Annotated in this window: 17 protein-coding genes; 15 read left to right on the top strand and 2 right to left on the bottom strand. The window is 37.3% G+C overall.

Annotated elements, in window-relative coordinates:
- Window positions 1-2: 2 nt before the first annotated feature.
- The 4 genes from ACJMLD_RS06465 to ACJMLD_RS06450 are packed head-to-tail and all read left to right on the top strand — an operon-like array spanning window position 3 to window position 3,782.
- The gene (locus ACJMLD_RS06465; RefSeq protein WP_405269458.1) at window positions 3-1,583 is read left to right on the top strand and encodes a DUF530 domain-containing protein; all 1,581 of its coding nucleotides are present in this window, start codon (window positions 3-5) and stop codon (window positions 1,581-1,583) included.
- 4 nt (window positions 1,584-1,587) lie between these two features.
- Complete coding sequence (locus ACJMLD_RS06460; protein WP_405269456.1) at window positions 1,588-2,052, top strand: hypothetical protein; 465 nt, start codon at window positions 1,588-1,590, stop codon at window positions 2,050-2,052.
- Window positions 2,053-2,088: 36 nt separating this feature from the next.
- Complete coding sequence (locus ACJMLD_RS06455) at window positions 2,089-3,102, top strand: MraY family glycosyltransferase (protein WP_405269453.1); 1,014 nt, start codon at window positions 2,089-2,091, stop codon at window positions 3,100-3,102.
- 8 nt (window positions 3,103-3,110) lie between these two features.
- Window positions 3,111-3,782 (top strand): 2,5-diamino-6-(ribosylamino)-4(3H)-pyrimidinone 5'-phosphate reductase, encoded by a 672-nt coding sequence (locus ACJMLD_RS06450; RefSeq protein ID WP_405269451.1) that lies wholly within the window; start codon window positions 3,111-3,113, stop codon window positions 3,780-3,782.
- Here the strand turns inward: ACJMLD_RS06450 and ACJMLD_RS06445 are convergent.
- The gene (locus tag ACJMLD_RS06445) at window positions 3,779-4,243 is read right to left on the bottom strand and encodes a DUF2115 family protein (RefSeq protein WP_405269448.1); all 465 of its coding nucleotides are present in this window, start codon (window positions 4,241-4,243) and stop codon (window positions 3,779-3,781) included. The two genes, ACJMLD_RS06450 and ACJMLD_RS06445, sit on opposite strands and share 4 nt — an antisense overlap.
- On the bottom strand, window positions 4,240-4,905 hold the full coding sequence (locus ACJMLD_RS06440) for a histidinol phosphate phosphatase domain-containing protein (RefSeq protein ID WP_405269445.1): 666 nt from the start codon (window positions 4,903-4,905) through the stop codon (window positions 4,240-4,242). Before ACJMLD_RS06440 ends, ACJMLD_RS06445 begins: the two co-directional genes overlap by 4 nt.
- An 89-nt stretch (window positions 4,906-4,994) precedes the next feature.
- Between ACJMLD_RS06440 and ACJMLD_RS06435 the strand changes: the two genes are divergently transcribed.
- The 11 genes from ACJMLD_RS06435 to ACJMLD_RS06385 all read left to right on the top strand — a co-directional run.
- On the top strand, window positions 4,995-6,218 hold the full coding sequence (locus ACJMLD_RS06435) for an FprA family A-type flavoprotein (RefSeq protein WP_405269442.1): 1,224 nt from the start codon (window positions 4,995-4,997) through the stop codon (window positions 6,216-6,218).
- A 104-nt stretch (window positions 6,219-6,322) separates the two neighbouring features.
- Window positions 6,323-6,829, top strand: coding sequence for a flavodoxin (locus ACJMLD_RS06430; protein ID WP_405269439.1), 507 nt, complete (start codon window positions 6,323-6,325; stop codon window positions 6,827-6,829).
- 49 nt (window positions 6,830-6,878) lie between these two features.
- Entirely contained in the window at window positions 6,879-7,724 is an 846-nt protein-coding gene (locus tag ACJMLD_RS06425) for a pantoate kinase (protein WP_405269436.1), read from the top strand.
- Window positions 7,717-8,229: a class I SAM-dependent methyltransferase gene (locus tag ACJMLD_RS06420; RefSeq protein WP_405269434.1), complete on the top strand. Its 513-nt coding sequence runs from the start codon at window positions 7,717-7,719 to the stop codon at window positions 8,227-8,229. Before ACJMLD_RS06425 ends, ACJMLD_RS06420 begins: the two co-directional genes overlap by 8 nt.
- A gap of 221 nt (window positions 8,230-8,450) precedes the next feature.
- The gene (locus ACJMLD_RS06415) at window positions 8,451-9,245 is read left to right on the top strand and encodes a 2-amino-3,7-dideoxy-D-threo-hept-6-ulosonate synthase (protein WP_405269579.1); all 795 of its coding nucleotides are present in this window, start codon (window positions 8,451-8,453) and stop codon (window positions 9,243-9,245) included.
- An 8-nt stretch (window positions 9,246-9,253) separates the two neighbouring features.
- Window positions 9,254-10,384, top strand: coding sequence for a 3-dehydroquinate synthase II (locus ACJMLD_RS06410; protein WP_405269431.1), 1,131 nt, complete (start codon window positions 9,254-9,256; stop codon window positions 10,382-10,384).
- Window positions 10,385-10,393: 9 nt separating this feature from the next.
- Window positions 10,394-10,951 carry an RNA 2',3'-cyclic phosphodiesterase gene (gene thpR / locus ACJMLD_RS06405; protein WP_405269428.1) on the top strand — a complete coding sequence of 186 codons (558 nt, stop codon included), beginning with the start codon at window positions 10,394-10,396 and terminating at the stop codon, window positions 10,949-10,951.
- Between the two features lie 4 nt (window positions 10,952-10,955).
- Window positions 10,956-12,320: a CCA tRNA nucleotidyltransferase gene (cca, locus tag ACJMLD_RS06400; protein WP_405269425.1), complete on the top strand. Its 1,365-nt coding sequence runs from the start codon at window positions 10,956-10,958 to the stop codon at window positions 12,318-12,320.
- A 4-nt stretch (window positions 12,321-12,324) separates the two neighbouring features.
- Window positions 12,325-13,692, top strand: coding sequence for an MATE family efflux transporter (locus ACJMLD_RS06395; protein WP_405269422.1), 1,368 nt, complete (start codon window positions 12,325-12,327; stop codon window positions 13,690-13,692).
- A 297-nt stretch (window positions 13,693-13,989) separates the two neighbouring features.
- A complete protein-coding gene (locus ACJMLD_RS06390; RefSeq protein WP_405269419.1) occupies window positions 13,990-14,541 on the top strand; it encodes a DUF2284 domain-containing protein in 552 nt (183 codons plus the stop codon).
- A gap of 9 nt (window positions 14,542-14,550) precedes the next feature.
- Window positions 14,551-14,983, top strand: a 433-nt coding sequence (locus ACJMLD_RS06385) for an NAD(P)-binding domain-containing protein (protein WP_405269416.1), incomplete at its 3' end; no start/stop codon positions are given.

The following is a 14,983-nucleotide window of genomic DNA, read 5'->3' as shown; positions in this document are numbered from 1 at the left end:
AAATGCCAGAGTCTGCCCTAGTAAATAAAGCCGAGAACTACTTAATAGAAATTTCAAAGGATTCAATTGACATAGAATCTATTGAAAACTTTGAAAATTTCAAAAGCCTTTATTTTAAGCTAGATGACAGACTAAATGTTCTGCAAAACTTTAAGGATGATATGGATGCGCAAGGGTACACTACTCCTTTCATGTCCCTAAATAAATATGGCACAAAGTCCGTATCTGATGTTGCAATGGATGAAATCGGTGAAAACAGCCGCCAAAATCAAACATTCAGAAGGATAGCTAATGCCAAAAAGAATATTCTGGATAGGGTAAAGTCAGCTATTGACTCCCATAAGATTGCCATCGGAAACCTTGAACAGTTCGGATATGTAAAGTGCAATTCCTGCTATAAGAAATATTCAATGAGCGAATATAAGGAAATCGAAGGAAAATGCAGCTGTGGAAGCCAAGGTTTTACATTTAAGATAAGAAGAGAAGCAACTCACAGAATTGAGATTATTCCTCATTTGCCATTATCCGGTAACTATATGGTTTTGCGAAGTGAACTTGGAGTGTATGGAAGGGAATCCCTTAAACAGGTTTTAGGCATATTGAAACAAGAACGTAAAGGCGTCGTAAAATCAATTTCTCTAGTGGTTAGATTTAAGGATGAAAACAATAGGCTGGTTAGGAAAAGCATCACTCTTGACTCTGAATATGTGGACAACTATGAAGAGGAAGTCAGAAGGCGTTACGGTAAAAATGTAAGAATCGAGGGATTAAGATTCTATAGAACAAAACCGGCCATCATCGATGATAAGCATGCAAGAACGGCCTTGGCTATTGGCTATGTAAGATATTCCGAAGAGATAATTGATGCAATTAAGGATGACATTCTAAAGAGAAATCTAACTGATTTCAAAAGGATTAAAAAATACGATGAAGTCATTGCAGAATTCGAAAACCAGACTCCCGATTTCATTGATGAATATGATTTGGATGCTATTGATGGCTGGAGACAGTCAAAGATTGAAGAAAAATTCAAAAGCCTGAATTACTATGATAAGTTTGGAAACATGAAAAGGTCTCTCAGCAGGGACTTGAAAAAGAGGGACAGCATATATAAAAACGTATTGAAAAACATTGCAACAACACTTATCATTTGGGATATATTCAGATATTATCTGACAACATCCAATAATGCGCGCAAAATAGATGTCGGTCCATTTCCATATATTAGGGTTGAGCTGGATAGGGAACAGAGAAAAGTGTTCCAAACAACCTATTCGAAAGTAATTGAAATCTTGAACAGATTTACAGACATTAAGATTATTCCAGTGCCTGAAATGGACTTGCTGCTTTATGAGAAATTCAAATTTGAAAAGGAAATTAGGAATTCGAACATTAAGTTCAATCATGTTGCATTGGGTGTTGCTTTGATTAATGAGAATTCAGACATTCCTCTTGAAGCCATTTGCAATGCCTTCAACATCAACAAATCAAGAGTCAATGAGGAAAACGATAATATCGACAGCATCAGAAATCCGAAAAGTGCCAAGTCTGAGAAATTCCTGGAATTGCTTAATAAACAGTGATTATATGGATGAGAATGTAAAAACATTTCATATAACGAAGCCATTGACCACTCCACGTATTGTGGAGCTGATTGATGAGTATCCCAATCTGAAGGTAATCACATGCTCTCCCAGCGTCTACAAGAGGACTTCAGGCAAGTATATCAATGCCTTGAAGGGGGTCAACATTGAAGTCAAAAAGCAATATAACTGGGGTGCAAAGTCAAAAAGCCATGGTGAGGAATTTAAGGTTTTGAAATTGTCCAACAAAGGATTGAAACCAAAAGAAATTGCCGATAAGCTAGACATTTCCCTCAATAGGGTTTATTATTTGCTAAACAAAAGCAAAGCCAGTTTTGACAATAGAAAGAGAAAACATAATCATGGGACCGTTAAACGTCTTAAAAAGGAAGGCCTATCTGCAAAAGAAATATCTTTGGAATTGGATATTCCTCTTAGGAGTGTTTATTATATCCTAAATAAAAAATAATTACTTTTTTTAATAATGAATGCCAAATAATTTATTATGATATTTTTACCGCAACTTCCGTTATATGCTATAGCTCTAATCTGTGGTTTGCTATCTTTTTTTGTAACTAGATTGTCTATGCCAAGGATTATTAGAAAACTTGAAGCAGCTGATATTGTTGGAAAGGACATTCATAAATCCTGGAGGCCTGTTGTCGCTGAGATGGGCGGTTTCGGTATTCTTTTTGGATTTATAATTGGAATGTTTTCTGGAATATATATTCATGATTTGCTGGCATTTGAATTGGCGATTGTTCTTGTAGTAATATTACTTGTCGGAATTATTGGAATCGTTGATGATCTGCTTGCATTATCTTCAAAAGAAAAGTTTTTCTTGCTGTTTTTAGCGGGTCTTCCATTAATGTGGGCAGCGCCGCCTAATGTCGGATGGTTATATTTGATTTCAATTCCAATTGCACTTTCAATCGGTTCCAATTTAACAAATATGCTTGCGGGATTAAATGGAATCGAATCAGGACTGGGTATTATTTCAATGGCATCATTGACAATCGCCTGTTTGATTTTGGGAAAATATGATGTAACAATCATTTCCATGAGCATGCTCGGTGCATTGATTGCATTCCTATATTATAATAGGTATCCTGCTAAGATTTTCCCGGGAGATACAGGAACACTGATTATTGGGGCGGCTATCGTATGTATTGCATTTATCGGAAGGGTAAAGTTAATTGCATTTATAATTTTAATGCCAAACATCATTGATGCTGCTTTAAAATTCTATTCAGCAGGTTTTATGAATCGCCAACAACAAAAGCCAACCCAAATAAACGACGAAGGTAAACTGGTAAGGCCTGAAACTGGATTTAAATCTTTAATCAGATTGATTTTAAGAAAACCTATTGCTGAGAAAGATGCCGTTAAGATTATCTGGGCAATAGGATTGGTATTTGGTTTGCTTGGTATTGCCATAGCATTAATCATGCCGGGCATGCTTGAAAACCAAACATTGATGAACTTCTTGCAGATTAAGGAAATGCTTTATCATATATAGGTGGGACAATGAGGCCATATGTAATATTGAATGCGGCAATGACATTGGATGGCAAAATCGCAACCGCTACAGGTTCTTCAAACATTTCTGGAAAAAAGGATTTGGAAAGGGTCCATGAGCTTAGAAAAGAATGTGATGGAATAATGGTTGGAATCGGAACAGTGCTTGCAGATGATCCAAGATTGACAGTCCATAAAATCGATGCAAAGCCGGAGGACAATCCCATACGGGTTGTAGTTGACAGCAAATGCAGAACCCCAATCGATGCCAGAATTACAAACGGCGATGCAAAAACAATCATTGCATGTGCCAATGAATATAAAGATGAATTCAAGCAATCCGAAAAGTATGAAACATTCAAAAATCGAGGTGTCAAGTTTTTCTTCTCAGGAGATGAAAGGGTTGACCTTGTTGCGTTGATGAGCTATTTGCATGAGGAAGGTATTGATAAGCTGATGATTGAAGGTGGTTCAACCTTAAACTTTTCAATGATTAAGGCAGGCCTTATTGACGAGATAAGCATTTGTGTGGCTCCGATGATTGTCGGCGGGGCAAATGCAAAGACTTTCTTCGATGGTGAAGGATTTGACACAATGGATGAGGCAGTTAGATTGGAATTGATTGACTCATATTCTTTGGATAAAGACTTGATTTTAAAATATAATGTTTTAAATGACTAAAATAACCCGCTGAAACCCACAGTTTTACAGACACAATATCTGCAAAGAGACTTTTCGTCATGTATATATTTCATGCGGCCTTTGCAGTAGTAATCCCCATTGAAATGGTATACGTCATCCTTTTTGTCTTCACTGTATGGATGGAGAGGTCTTTTGGCTATCAATGCAAGGTATAGTGAAACATATTCAGTGAACCGCTTGTTTTCATCGTCGCCTGCAGAATATCTGTCAAAATAAAATCCGATATCCGAACGTATGCCTTTTATAAGGTCATCATCGATTTCAAAATCATCTGAAATATCTATGCTATAGATTTCATCATATACGCCGGAGTTATATTTTGCTAGCTTTTTAGTTAAGGGATCCCTATATCTCTCATCTGTAACCTTGTTTTTCAGATAATCGATAGGGTAATCCTTTAGATTTTTACGTATGATTTTCAAAAGTTTTGACGCTTTCATAGGATTCCTTTTGTTTTTAGAAGTTCACGGGGATTGTCAACGATGGCTTTCATAGCTTCATCGTGGGTCAATCCAGCCCCTAATGCGATTTCATATGATTTTTCGAAGGTTATGATGTTGTCCGGTGAGTGGGTATCTGTGTTCACCAATAGTTTGTTTCCGACTTCGCGGGTAACATTGGCGACATGGCCGTTTCCAAGGCAATGCCCTTGGCGGGCTGAAATCTCTAGGTAAATATCATTCTCTTTTGCAAGTTCTGCTTCCTCAACAGTTATTAAGCCAGGATGGCCTAAAATATCAATATTTTCAGATTCAACTGCGGCCCTGTTTGTTCCAGGGGTTACAGGTTCATTCAATGTTTCACCGTGAACCACTACAATTTTTGCGCCCAATTCCTTTGCTCTTGCAGCTATTCCATCAATTGATTCAACTGGAGCATGAGTCACTTCGGCACCCAATACGACAGTAATGTCCCAATTCGCATTGATGTCATCAATTGCATCTTGGATGGCTGGAATGGTATCAACATTTGACCAATCCACATGGTCTGTAATGGCTATAGCTTCATGATTCAATTTTAAAGCTCTTCTTGCAAGTTCAGAAGGCAGTAATTCCCCATCACTAAATAAACTGTGCATATGTAAATCGATTCTTTTGTTCAAAATATAACCTCTTTGTATTAAATATAATATTTTATATAATACATACAATATAAATTTATATAACTTAAAATATTTATGAGGTTATTAAAATGAAAGCAAAAGCAGTAAAGATGGCTGATGGCGTTTACTGGGTGGGTGTTATCCACTGGCACAGTAGAACTTTCCATGGATATGGAATCCCAGGTACTACCTACAATGCTTATTTAGTATTTGGTGAGGAAAAAACTGTATTGATTGACAATGTCTACAGGGGAATGTTTGAACAGTTCGATGCAAGGGTAAAGGATGCATTCGAACAGGAAGGAAAGGAATTTAAAATAGACGTGTTTGTTCAAAACCATTCTGAAATGGACCACTCAACATTTTTAAGGGAAACTATTGCCAAATACAATCCTGATGCTGAAATATATGCATCAGCCAATTGTATCAAGTTCTTGGAAGCTCAATACCACAATTTCTCCGATTTGGAAATCAATGCTGTTGCAACTGGCGATGAACTGGATATCGGTGGCAGAACCCTAAAATTCATCTCAGCACCGATGCTTCACTGGCCGGACAGCATGTTTACATTGCTCGCTGAAGAGGGAATCCTGTTCTCAAATGATGCATTCGGTCAGCATGTGGCCCACTCCAAAAGATTCGATGAAGACTATGGCACAGAATACCTGCTAAGGGAAGCGCAAAAGTACTATGCAAACCTAGTGACCTTAGGCTCTCCGATGCTCAGAATGAAATTGAATGAGCTTACCGAAACCGGTTTGATTAATGAAATCAAAATGATTGCACCATGCCACGGTCAAATCTGGAAAAACCCAGGCCCAATCGTTGAAAAATACACAGAATGGGGATCCGGTGTCTGCAAAGACAAGATTACTGTTATCTTTGATACCATGCACCACTCAACCGAAAAGCTCGCTTACCAGATAGCTGAAGGTATCATGAGTGAATGTGTGGAAGTCAGAATGTACTTCATGCAGGAAGACGGTCCTGATGATGTGATTACAGACATTTTGGACTCTAAAGCCATTGCATTGGGCGCTCCTACAATGATGAACAAGCCGTTCCCAAGAATAGGCAACATGATGTACTGGCTGGATTGTGTCAACTTCAAAGGAACAGGAAGCGAAAAGAACGCTTTGATATTCTCATCCAAAGGATGGGGTGGAGGAGCTATTGCAAAACTTCAAAGAGATTTGGAGGAAGCGGGCTTCACCGTAACCGATACCTTGGATGTACTGTTTGTACCTGATGAAGATGTTTTAGAAGAAGCATTCGAAAAAGGTGCGGAACTCGCTCGTTCCATTAAAGAATAGATTTTTCTATTCTTATTACTTTTTTTTTTAAATTTTTCAATTGTTGTTAATAACAGCATTTAAATAATATACATTAATCATATAACATATAAGAGGTTATTTAAATGTCTGATTTAGTGATTTATTTTTCAAGAGCTGGTGAAAACTACTTCGGCGGAGAGCTGAAGAACATTGAAAAGGGAAACACCGAAGTCATTGCCGAATATATCAGGGAATTTGCAGGAGCGGAATTATTCAAAGTGGAGCCTGTAGTCGAATATCCTGCCGATTACATGAAATGCATTGATGTTGCAAAAAAGGAACAGCAATCCGATGCAAGGCCTGAAATAAAGGAGGCATTAAATGACATTTCAGATTATGATACCATTTTCATAGGTTTTCCGAACTGGTGGGGAACCCTTCCAATGCCTATGTTTACACAATTGGAGCAGCTTGACTTTGCAGGAAAGACAGTTAAACCGTTTGTGACCCATGAAGGATCAGGATTTGGCTCAGCGGAAAAGGACATAAAAAAGCTATGTGAAGGTGCTGAAGTAAAAAGAGGTTTATCGGTTCCGGGTGCGGATGTTTATGATGCAAAGGACATTGTCAAGTTATGGATTGAAGAATAGGAAAATCATTTTGAAAAATTTTAATTAGACAAAAAACTAATTGATTATCATGACTAATTCAGTTTTTGTACCCGGCCACATCACTGGCTTTTTCAATATTGAAGACCACAAAGTTAGTTTAAAAAAGGGTTCTTGTGGTGCGGGATTTCTGCTTTCCAAAGGTGTTAAGACCACAATATCTCCTGCCGATGAGTTGACAATCGATGTTAATCAGGGGGATTCTACAGTAATTGATGAGGTTTTGTCAATTTTAGACATTGAAACAGATTTTAAGATTACTCAAGACATTCAGCTTCCGATTGGCGCAGGTTTTGGAACGTCTGCAGCATCGGCATTCAGCTTAACATTAGCCTTAAACGAATTTTTAGATTTAGGATATTCTAAAGAGCTTTGCGGTCAGGTTGCACACATGGCCGAAGTTAACTTGGGTGCAGGATTAGGGGATGTCACAGCACAGACAGGCCATGGCCTGGTGTTCAGAACCCAGCCGGGCGCTCCTGGGATAGGTGAAATCGAATCATTTGATTATGATGTCCATATTGCATGGAAAACATTTGGCGGAATTGAAACATCAACCATTATTCAAGACCAACATCACAAAAAGGTCATTTCAGATTCAGGGATAAAATATTGGCAATGCTTTAAGGAAAGTCCCGGTTTGGAAAACTTTTTGGACTTTTCAAATAAATTTGCCCATGAGACAGGATTGATGTCTGGCGAAGTGAAGGAACTGGTCGATTATTTTAATTCTTTGGATGATATTTTAGGCAGTTCAATGGCAATGCTTGGAAATACGGCATTTGCTTTTGCATATGATGAGGATGCATTCAAAACTTTAAACATTGAAGACTTGCATATGGATAAACTCAACAATGTAGGGATAGTTCATGATTAAATTAGGTTATGATGTAAAAAATTATCGCCAGGATCTGCTTGAGTTGGTTGAATCTGGCGATACTGTAATTGAATTGGGCTGTCATGTCGGAGGCACCACCAGATTGTTTCCAGATGATTGCAATGTGGTTGCTGTTGACAACTCACCGGAAGCGATTGATGAAATGGCAAAATTAGACGTTAGTTTTATTTCAGGTGATGTTCGCAGGCATGAAGTTATAGCCGAAGTGTTTAAGATTACCCAATCATGTGATGTCCTTGCAATTGATCTGGGCGGAGGATATCATCCGGATACTGTTTTTAAGGTTTTTTATATTTGGTCATCCACATTCAAGCCAAGACATACTGTAATCAGGAATCGTGGAATTTTGGAGTTTTACAACTCTGCAGTTGGAAGCGATGAGGAAATCATTAGTGATGAAGGTTATCTTGGAACCTATCACGATTCTGGCATTCCTCCATTAATTAAGGAATTTGACTTGTGGACTCCCAAACTGAAAAAATAGTTAAGTTTAAATTTATTGTTTGCTTATAAATCTTTTAAATATTTATTTCATTTGTAAGATTGTTTCGTATCTAAATAATTATCTTTTCTATATTTTTGCAATATTATAATTTTTATAAATTTATTTTTTTTAAAATCTTAAAAAAGATGTCAAAATCTGTACAATTAATATTTATATATCAGTTTCACGAAAAATATAATTCATAAGTATAGCGAGGTTAAATAATGATAGGTAAAAAGATTCGTTTAGAAAGAATCATTAACAGAAATACTGGAAGAACTGTAATTGCACCGATGGATCATGGTGTATCAAGCGGACCTATTCCTGGAATAATTGATATGGATGAAACTGTCGAAGAAATCTCTCAAGGGGGAGCAGATGCAATATTAATGCACAAGGGAATCGTAAAGCAAGGGCACCGTGGTTACGGTAAGGATATTGGGCTTATCGTTCACTTGTCAGCAAGTACATCACTTGCACCGGACCCAAACAATAAGGTAACCGTAACAACTGTCGAAAAGGCAATTCAGCTTGGAGCAGATGCAGTATCAATCCACGTAAACCTTGGAAGTGAAACCGAAAGCCAGATGCTACAGGAATTGGGTGAAATCGCAGAAACCTGTGACTACTGGGGAATGCCCCTTCTTGCAATGATGTACCCAAGAGGTCAAAAGGTAGAAAACGAGCATGATGTGGAATTCGTAAAGCATGCTGCACGTGTTGGATCTGAACTTGGAGTTGATATCGTAAAAACAAACTACACAGGAGATCCTGATTCATTTAAGGAAGTTGTTGAAGGAGCAATCGTGCCGGTAGTAATTGCAGGCGGTCCTAAAATAGATACTGATGAAGAGTTATTGCAAATGGTAAAGGAATCCCTTGAAGTTGGTGGAGCAGGCGTTGCATTTGGACGTAACTTGTTCCAGGCAGAAAACCCAGGAAAGATTACAAGGGCAATCTCAGAAATTGTCCATCATGACGCTGAAGTAGATGAAGCTTTAAAATTCTTAGAATAGGTGATTGAATGCAAAACAAATTCGCTTGGATTAGTACTCCTGACGAAGTGTGGGAAGACAAAAAGGAAATGATTACCACAGCATTGGAATCAGGAATTGACCATGTTCTGGATTTGGATGACATAGAGCAAATCAGAAAACTTGGCAATGTAAAGATAATTGCAAATACTGATGATGCGGATATCTATTTGGTAGGTATCAACGGTGAAGGAGATGGCTTTTTAGATTTGAAGGATGATTTTGCAGATTCTGTTGATATTGCAAATGCGAAAAAAGCAAAAAGCGAAGGAAAAACAGTATGTGCATATATTGTAATCACCGATAAGGCACATGAACAATTGGCTGTCAAATTGGGTTCAATTGTAGATTATATTATTCTTGTTGGAACAGATTGGACAATTATCCCACTTGAAAACATTATTGCAGATTTACAAAAGGAGGATGTTGGAATAATTGCCGCCGTACGTGATTTGGATGGTGCTAAAGTCGCTTTAGAAACATTGGAGCATGGAACCGATGGAGTAATTTTCGAAGCGAATGACTTTAATAACACCAAAAAGATAGCGGAAGAGGTTGTAAAGGCATCCCAAACAAAATATGAGTTGAAGATAGCTACTGTAACAAATGTCAAACCTCTAGGATCAGGTGACAGGGTCTGTGTCGATACAACAGACATGATGAAGCCTGGAGAGGGAATGCTTATTGGATCATATTCAAAATCCATGTTTTTAGTACATTCAGAATCTTTAGAAAGCGAATATGTTGCTTCCCGTCCATTCAGAGTAAATGCCGGTCCAGTCCAGGCATATGTGATGGTTCCGGGAAACAAAACAAGATACCTATCAGAACTTGTTGCAGGAGACGAAGTGTTAATCGTAAACACTCAAGGTGAAACAAGAACTGCTTATGTCGGAAGAAGCAAGATTGAGAGAAGGCCTTTGATATTGATTGAAGCAGAATATGAAGGCCAGATTATCAGAACACTTCTTCAGAATGCCGAAACAATAAGAATAGTAGATGAAAATGATAATCCTTTATCAGTAGCTGATGTAAAGGCAGGCGACAAAGTCAAAGTTTACATTGAGTCTAATGCACGCCACTTTGGAATAGCTATTGATGAGACTATTATTGAACAGTGAGGTTATATCATGTCACAGGTAAGAGCATTCCTAGCTATTGATTTGGATGACGATTTAAAGCCTAAGATACATAAGATTATCAAAGAATTTAAGAAGACAGATGCAAGAATCAAATATGTGGAGCTAGCCAATCTGCACTTGACATTAAAGTTCTTTGGAGAGATTGACACCAACGGTTTGGAACTGCTCGAAGAGAAAATCGCGAATGTCGTATCTGATTTCAAACCTTTTGATATCAAGATTAGAAGCTGCGGCGCTTTTCCAAACAACAATCATATAAAGGTCATCTGGATTGGAATAGAGGATGATTCAGCTATAAGGGAATTGCATGACAAGCTGGACAAGGAATTTACACTGTTAGGATTTGATAAGGACAAGAAATTCTCAACACATCTGACTATCGGCCGCATGAAGGCAGCTAAAAATAAGGATAAGGTAAAATCCACAATTGAAGAATTGGGTGATGTTGAAATTGGCGAGATGAAAGTAACAAAAATTTCTCTTAAAAAATCAACCCTAAAACCATCCGGACCGGTTTATGAGGATTTAAAAGTATTTGAATTGTGATTTCATGGATTATGAGTTAATACTGAATGATATAAAACCTACTCTTGATGAGAAAAATGAAATTGATGAAGTTTCATCAAATCTAATGAATTTCTTACAGGAATCCTGTGATGAAAATGGCATCGATGCAAAGGTTGCTTTGGTCGGTTCAGTCGCAAAGGATACTGCACTAAAGGGAAAATCAGACATTGATATTTTCATTGCCTTTCCATTGGATACCGACAAGCAATATTTAAAGGAAGTAGGTTTAGATCTTGCTCATGAATGCTGTAGGAAATTTGAAAGCACTCCAGAACACCATTTTGCTTCACATCCTTATGTTACAACTCATATTAATGGATTTGAGGTTGATATCGTACCGTGTTATGCGATTAATGATGGAACTGAGCTTAAGTCAGCTGTTGACAGGACCATTCTTCACACCCGCTATGTAAAGGCTAATTTAAGTGAAGATCAAATCGATGAGGTTCTGCTTTTAAAAAGATTCATGTCAATGACAGGCACATATGGCTCTGAGTTCAAAGTAGGTGGATTTGCAGGCTATTTATGTGAATTATTGATTATCCATTATGGAACATTTGAGAATACTTTAAATAATGCCCTCAACTGGAAGTATGGTGAAACCATTGATTTGGAAAATTATGGGACATCCGGATTATTCAATGATCCGTTAATAGTCATTGACCCAACCGATATGAACAGAAATGTCGGTGCTGCCTTAAGATTGGACAAGATGGCAGAATTTATCCAGTCAGCACGCAATTACATATTCTCTGATAACAAAAATGATTATTTTTATCCATTAAAAAGGAATTTGGATAAACAGGAGTTATTAAACGAGTTCAATTCCAGAAATGGTGATTTAATCACAATATGCTTTGATATTCCGGATATCCCTTTAGATACTCTACACCCTCAGCTTAGAAAAACGACAGAAGCTCTTGAACGAAAATTGAATGATGAGGAATTCAATGTATTCAAGGCAGATTATTGGAGTGATGAACGTGAATCTGCAGTTATCCTATTGGAGCTTGCTTCTTCAGAGTTAAATGATGTTAAAGTCAATGTCGGTCCAAAAGTTTTCATTAATCAGGCCTGTGAAAACTTCGCAGCAAAATATGGCCGTGAAAATTGCTATGTTCAAGGGGACTTTCTGGTGCACTCCCAAAAAAGGGAATTCAACAATGCGAAGGATTTAGTTGAACATATCCTAACTCCGGAACATATAGGACTTATCAAAGTTGGAAAAAACCTCAAAAAAACAATTATTAATACTTATAGATTCATTAACCTCGATGAATTGGATAATGATGATTATTTGGAATTTTTAGACGATTTTATAAATCCAGGACAATATATTGTAAGGTGAACTAATGGCACAAAACAAAACTGAAGAAATTGATTTGATTGTAAACCATCCTAAAAAGGCTATAAATAAGTTGGCATTGCCTATCATTATCAGCAACTTATTCATGACTCTAAACAATATTATCGATGGTATTTGGGTTGCGGGATTAGGTCCGGAGCCTCTTGCGGCAGTCGGTTTTGTTACACCGTTGTTCTTTGCATTTGTAGGAATTGCAAATGGTTTGGGAGCCGGTTCAAATAGTCTGATAGCCAGATGCATTGGCGCCGAGAGGTATCATGATGCCGGAAACAGCGCAATTCATTCAATAATGCTATGCTTTATTGTAACGGTCATTTCAACAATCTTGATTTTGGTCATCTTAAAGCCACTTCTCCTGATGATGGGTGCTGTTGAGGTAATAGACTATGCTTTGGCATATGGATATATCGTTTTGGGAAGCATCTTTTCACTGTTCATTCCGGCAATGCTGGCCGCAATATTCAGATCCCAGGGAGAAATCAGGAGGGCTTCATATCCTCTAATGCTTACAGCCATAATCAACATGATATTGGATCCGATTTTTATTTATGTTATAGGATGGGGCATTACCGGTGCGGCAGTAGCAACAGTTCTTGCAGCAACACTTGCAATGCTTCCTATGCTTTATTGGATGTTCTATAAAAAGGATAGCTTCCTGGAAATCAGATTAAGTGAATATAAGAGGGATTTATCAATTTATAAGGAAATCCTTGTTGTCGGTATTCCGGCAAGTTTGGAGCAATTCATTCTCTCATTTGTATCCATCCTAATGAACTATTGGCTGACCTTATTGTCAGGAACCATAGCGGTAGCCGCTTATACTGCAACTTGGAGACTGATTTCAATAGGAATATCACCTTTAATCGGTATTGGTGTAGCCGCATTGACAGTCGGCGGTGCGGCTTATGGAGCTCGTAATTTTGATAATCTGAAAACAGCTCTGTTTTATGGAGTTAAATTAGGATTGATATCTTCTGTAATCATATGTTCATTTTTCTTCATATTTGCTGAGCCTCTGTCATTCATTTTCTCATACTCTGCAAGCAGTGCCGTATTGTCTGCAAGGGTTGTTGAAGCCTTAAGGATTCTATGTTTCTTCATATTGTTCATGCCATTCGGTATATTGGCAGGTAACATTTTCCAGTCTATGGGAAAGGGGACAATGTCCCTAATTCTGACAATACTTAGAACATTTATCCTGGAAGTGCTGTTTGCGGGATTGTTTGCATTCGTATTTGATTTGGCCGATATAGGTATTTATATGGGCATTGTATGCGGCATGTCAATAGGGTCCATTATTGGATTTGCTTATGTAAACTACTATCTGAACAAGCACAGAAGCTATTTCAAATAGTGTCTAAATAACTTTTTATCAACTATTTTTTTTACTAGTGTGAGGATTGGGGAAAATTTAATGGTCTTTTGGCATGTTTTGACTAAATTTTTCATTGATTTGTATAACTTCTATTTTTTAATATAAATTTTTCATGTAAAAATTATATGTTAAAGAATTTTATTTGTTTTTATTAAACATTTTTTGATAAATTTAGAAAAATATTGAAAAATAACTATAAAAATTAAAGATATTGTCTATTTTGTGGATAATTATTTTTCAAAAACTTTATAATGTTCTTTTTAGATAATATTAATTATGTCAGAGATTAGTAAAATCACGGCCGATGTTGATGTTCAAGAGTTTTATGATGAGTATGTTGATTTTGAAAAAATCTCTAGATTATGCATCGAAGAGCAGGAAATGCTAGGATATAACTGGAATTATCCTCCATTTGATTTCGATGTCGACGATGTATGGAATACATATAATAAACTTAAGATAATTGCTTTTAAGATTGACTTTTCGCCCGAAGAGCTCGAACACACTTTCTCAGATCAAGAGCTGGAATTTGTTTTGAAACGCTTTGAAAGGCTTAAGGTTAAGTTAATGAATGAAATTTACGCACAAGAAAGTGAGGATGCTTTAGGATTATATTTAGGCAAATGTAACCTGTGCATGAGATGTACAAGGGAATTCGGAGCTCCTTGCAAAATGCCTTTCAAAATGAGATATTCAATAGAATCTTTAGGTGGAGAAGTGGATAGGGCCATCGAGGAAATCTTCGGATATGAAATTCTTTATGCTCATGATGGTAAACTGCCGGAATACTTGATATTCGTCGGCGGCTTATTGTATGATAAAAAATAGGTGATAAAAATGAAGGTAAGTGTTATTGGAGGAACCGGACCACAAGGACTTGGAATTGCTGAAAGATTAGCTATTGCTGGTGTTGAAGTAATTGTAGGTTCAAGAAAAGAAGAAAAGGCATTGGACGTAGTTGCAAAAGCAAAAGAAGACTTAGCAGACTATGACTTAAACATGGTAGGTATGGCTAACGAAGATGCAGCAAAAGAAGGAGATGTATTAATCCTAACCGTACCATTAGCAGCACAAAAACCTACCGTCGAAGGAATCAAAGAATTCTGTACAGACAAAATAGTCATGGACGCAACCGTACCGTTAGAAACAGCAATCGGCGGAAAACCATTCAGATTCGTAGACCTAATGGAAGGATCAGCAGCTGAAAGAACCGCAAAAATCCTCGAAGGAACCGGTGCAAAAGTAATCTGCGCATTCTGTAACATCTCAA

It is taken from the genome of Methanobrevibacter sp., assembly GCF_045112895.1.
In the GTDB taxonomy this organism is placed as follows: domain Archaea; phylum Methanobacteriota; class Methanobacteria; order Methanobacteriales; family Methanobacteriaceae; genus Methanocatella.
Note: the sequence above shows the minus strand (reverse complement) of the source record. Positions and strands in the feature narration are given on the sequence as shown.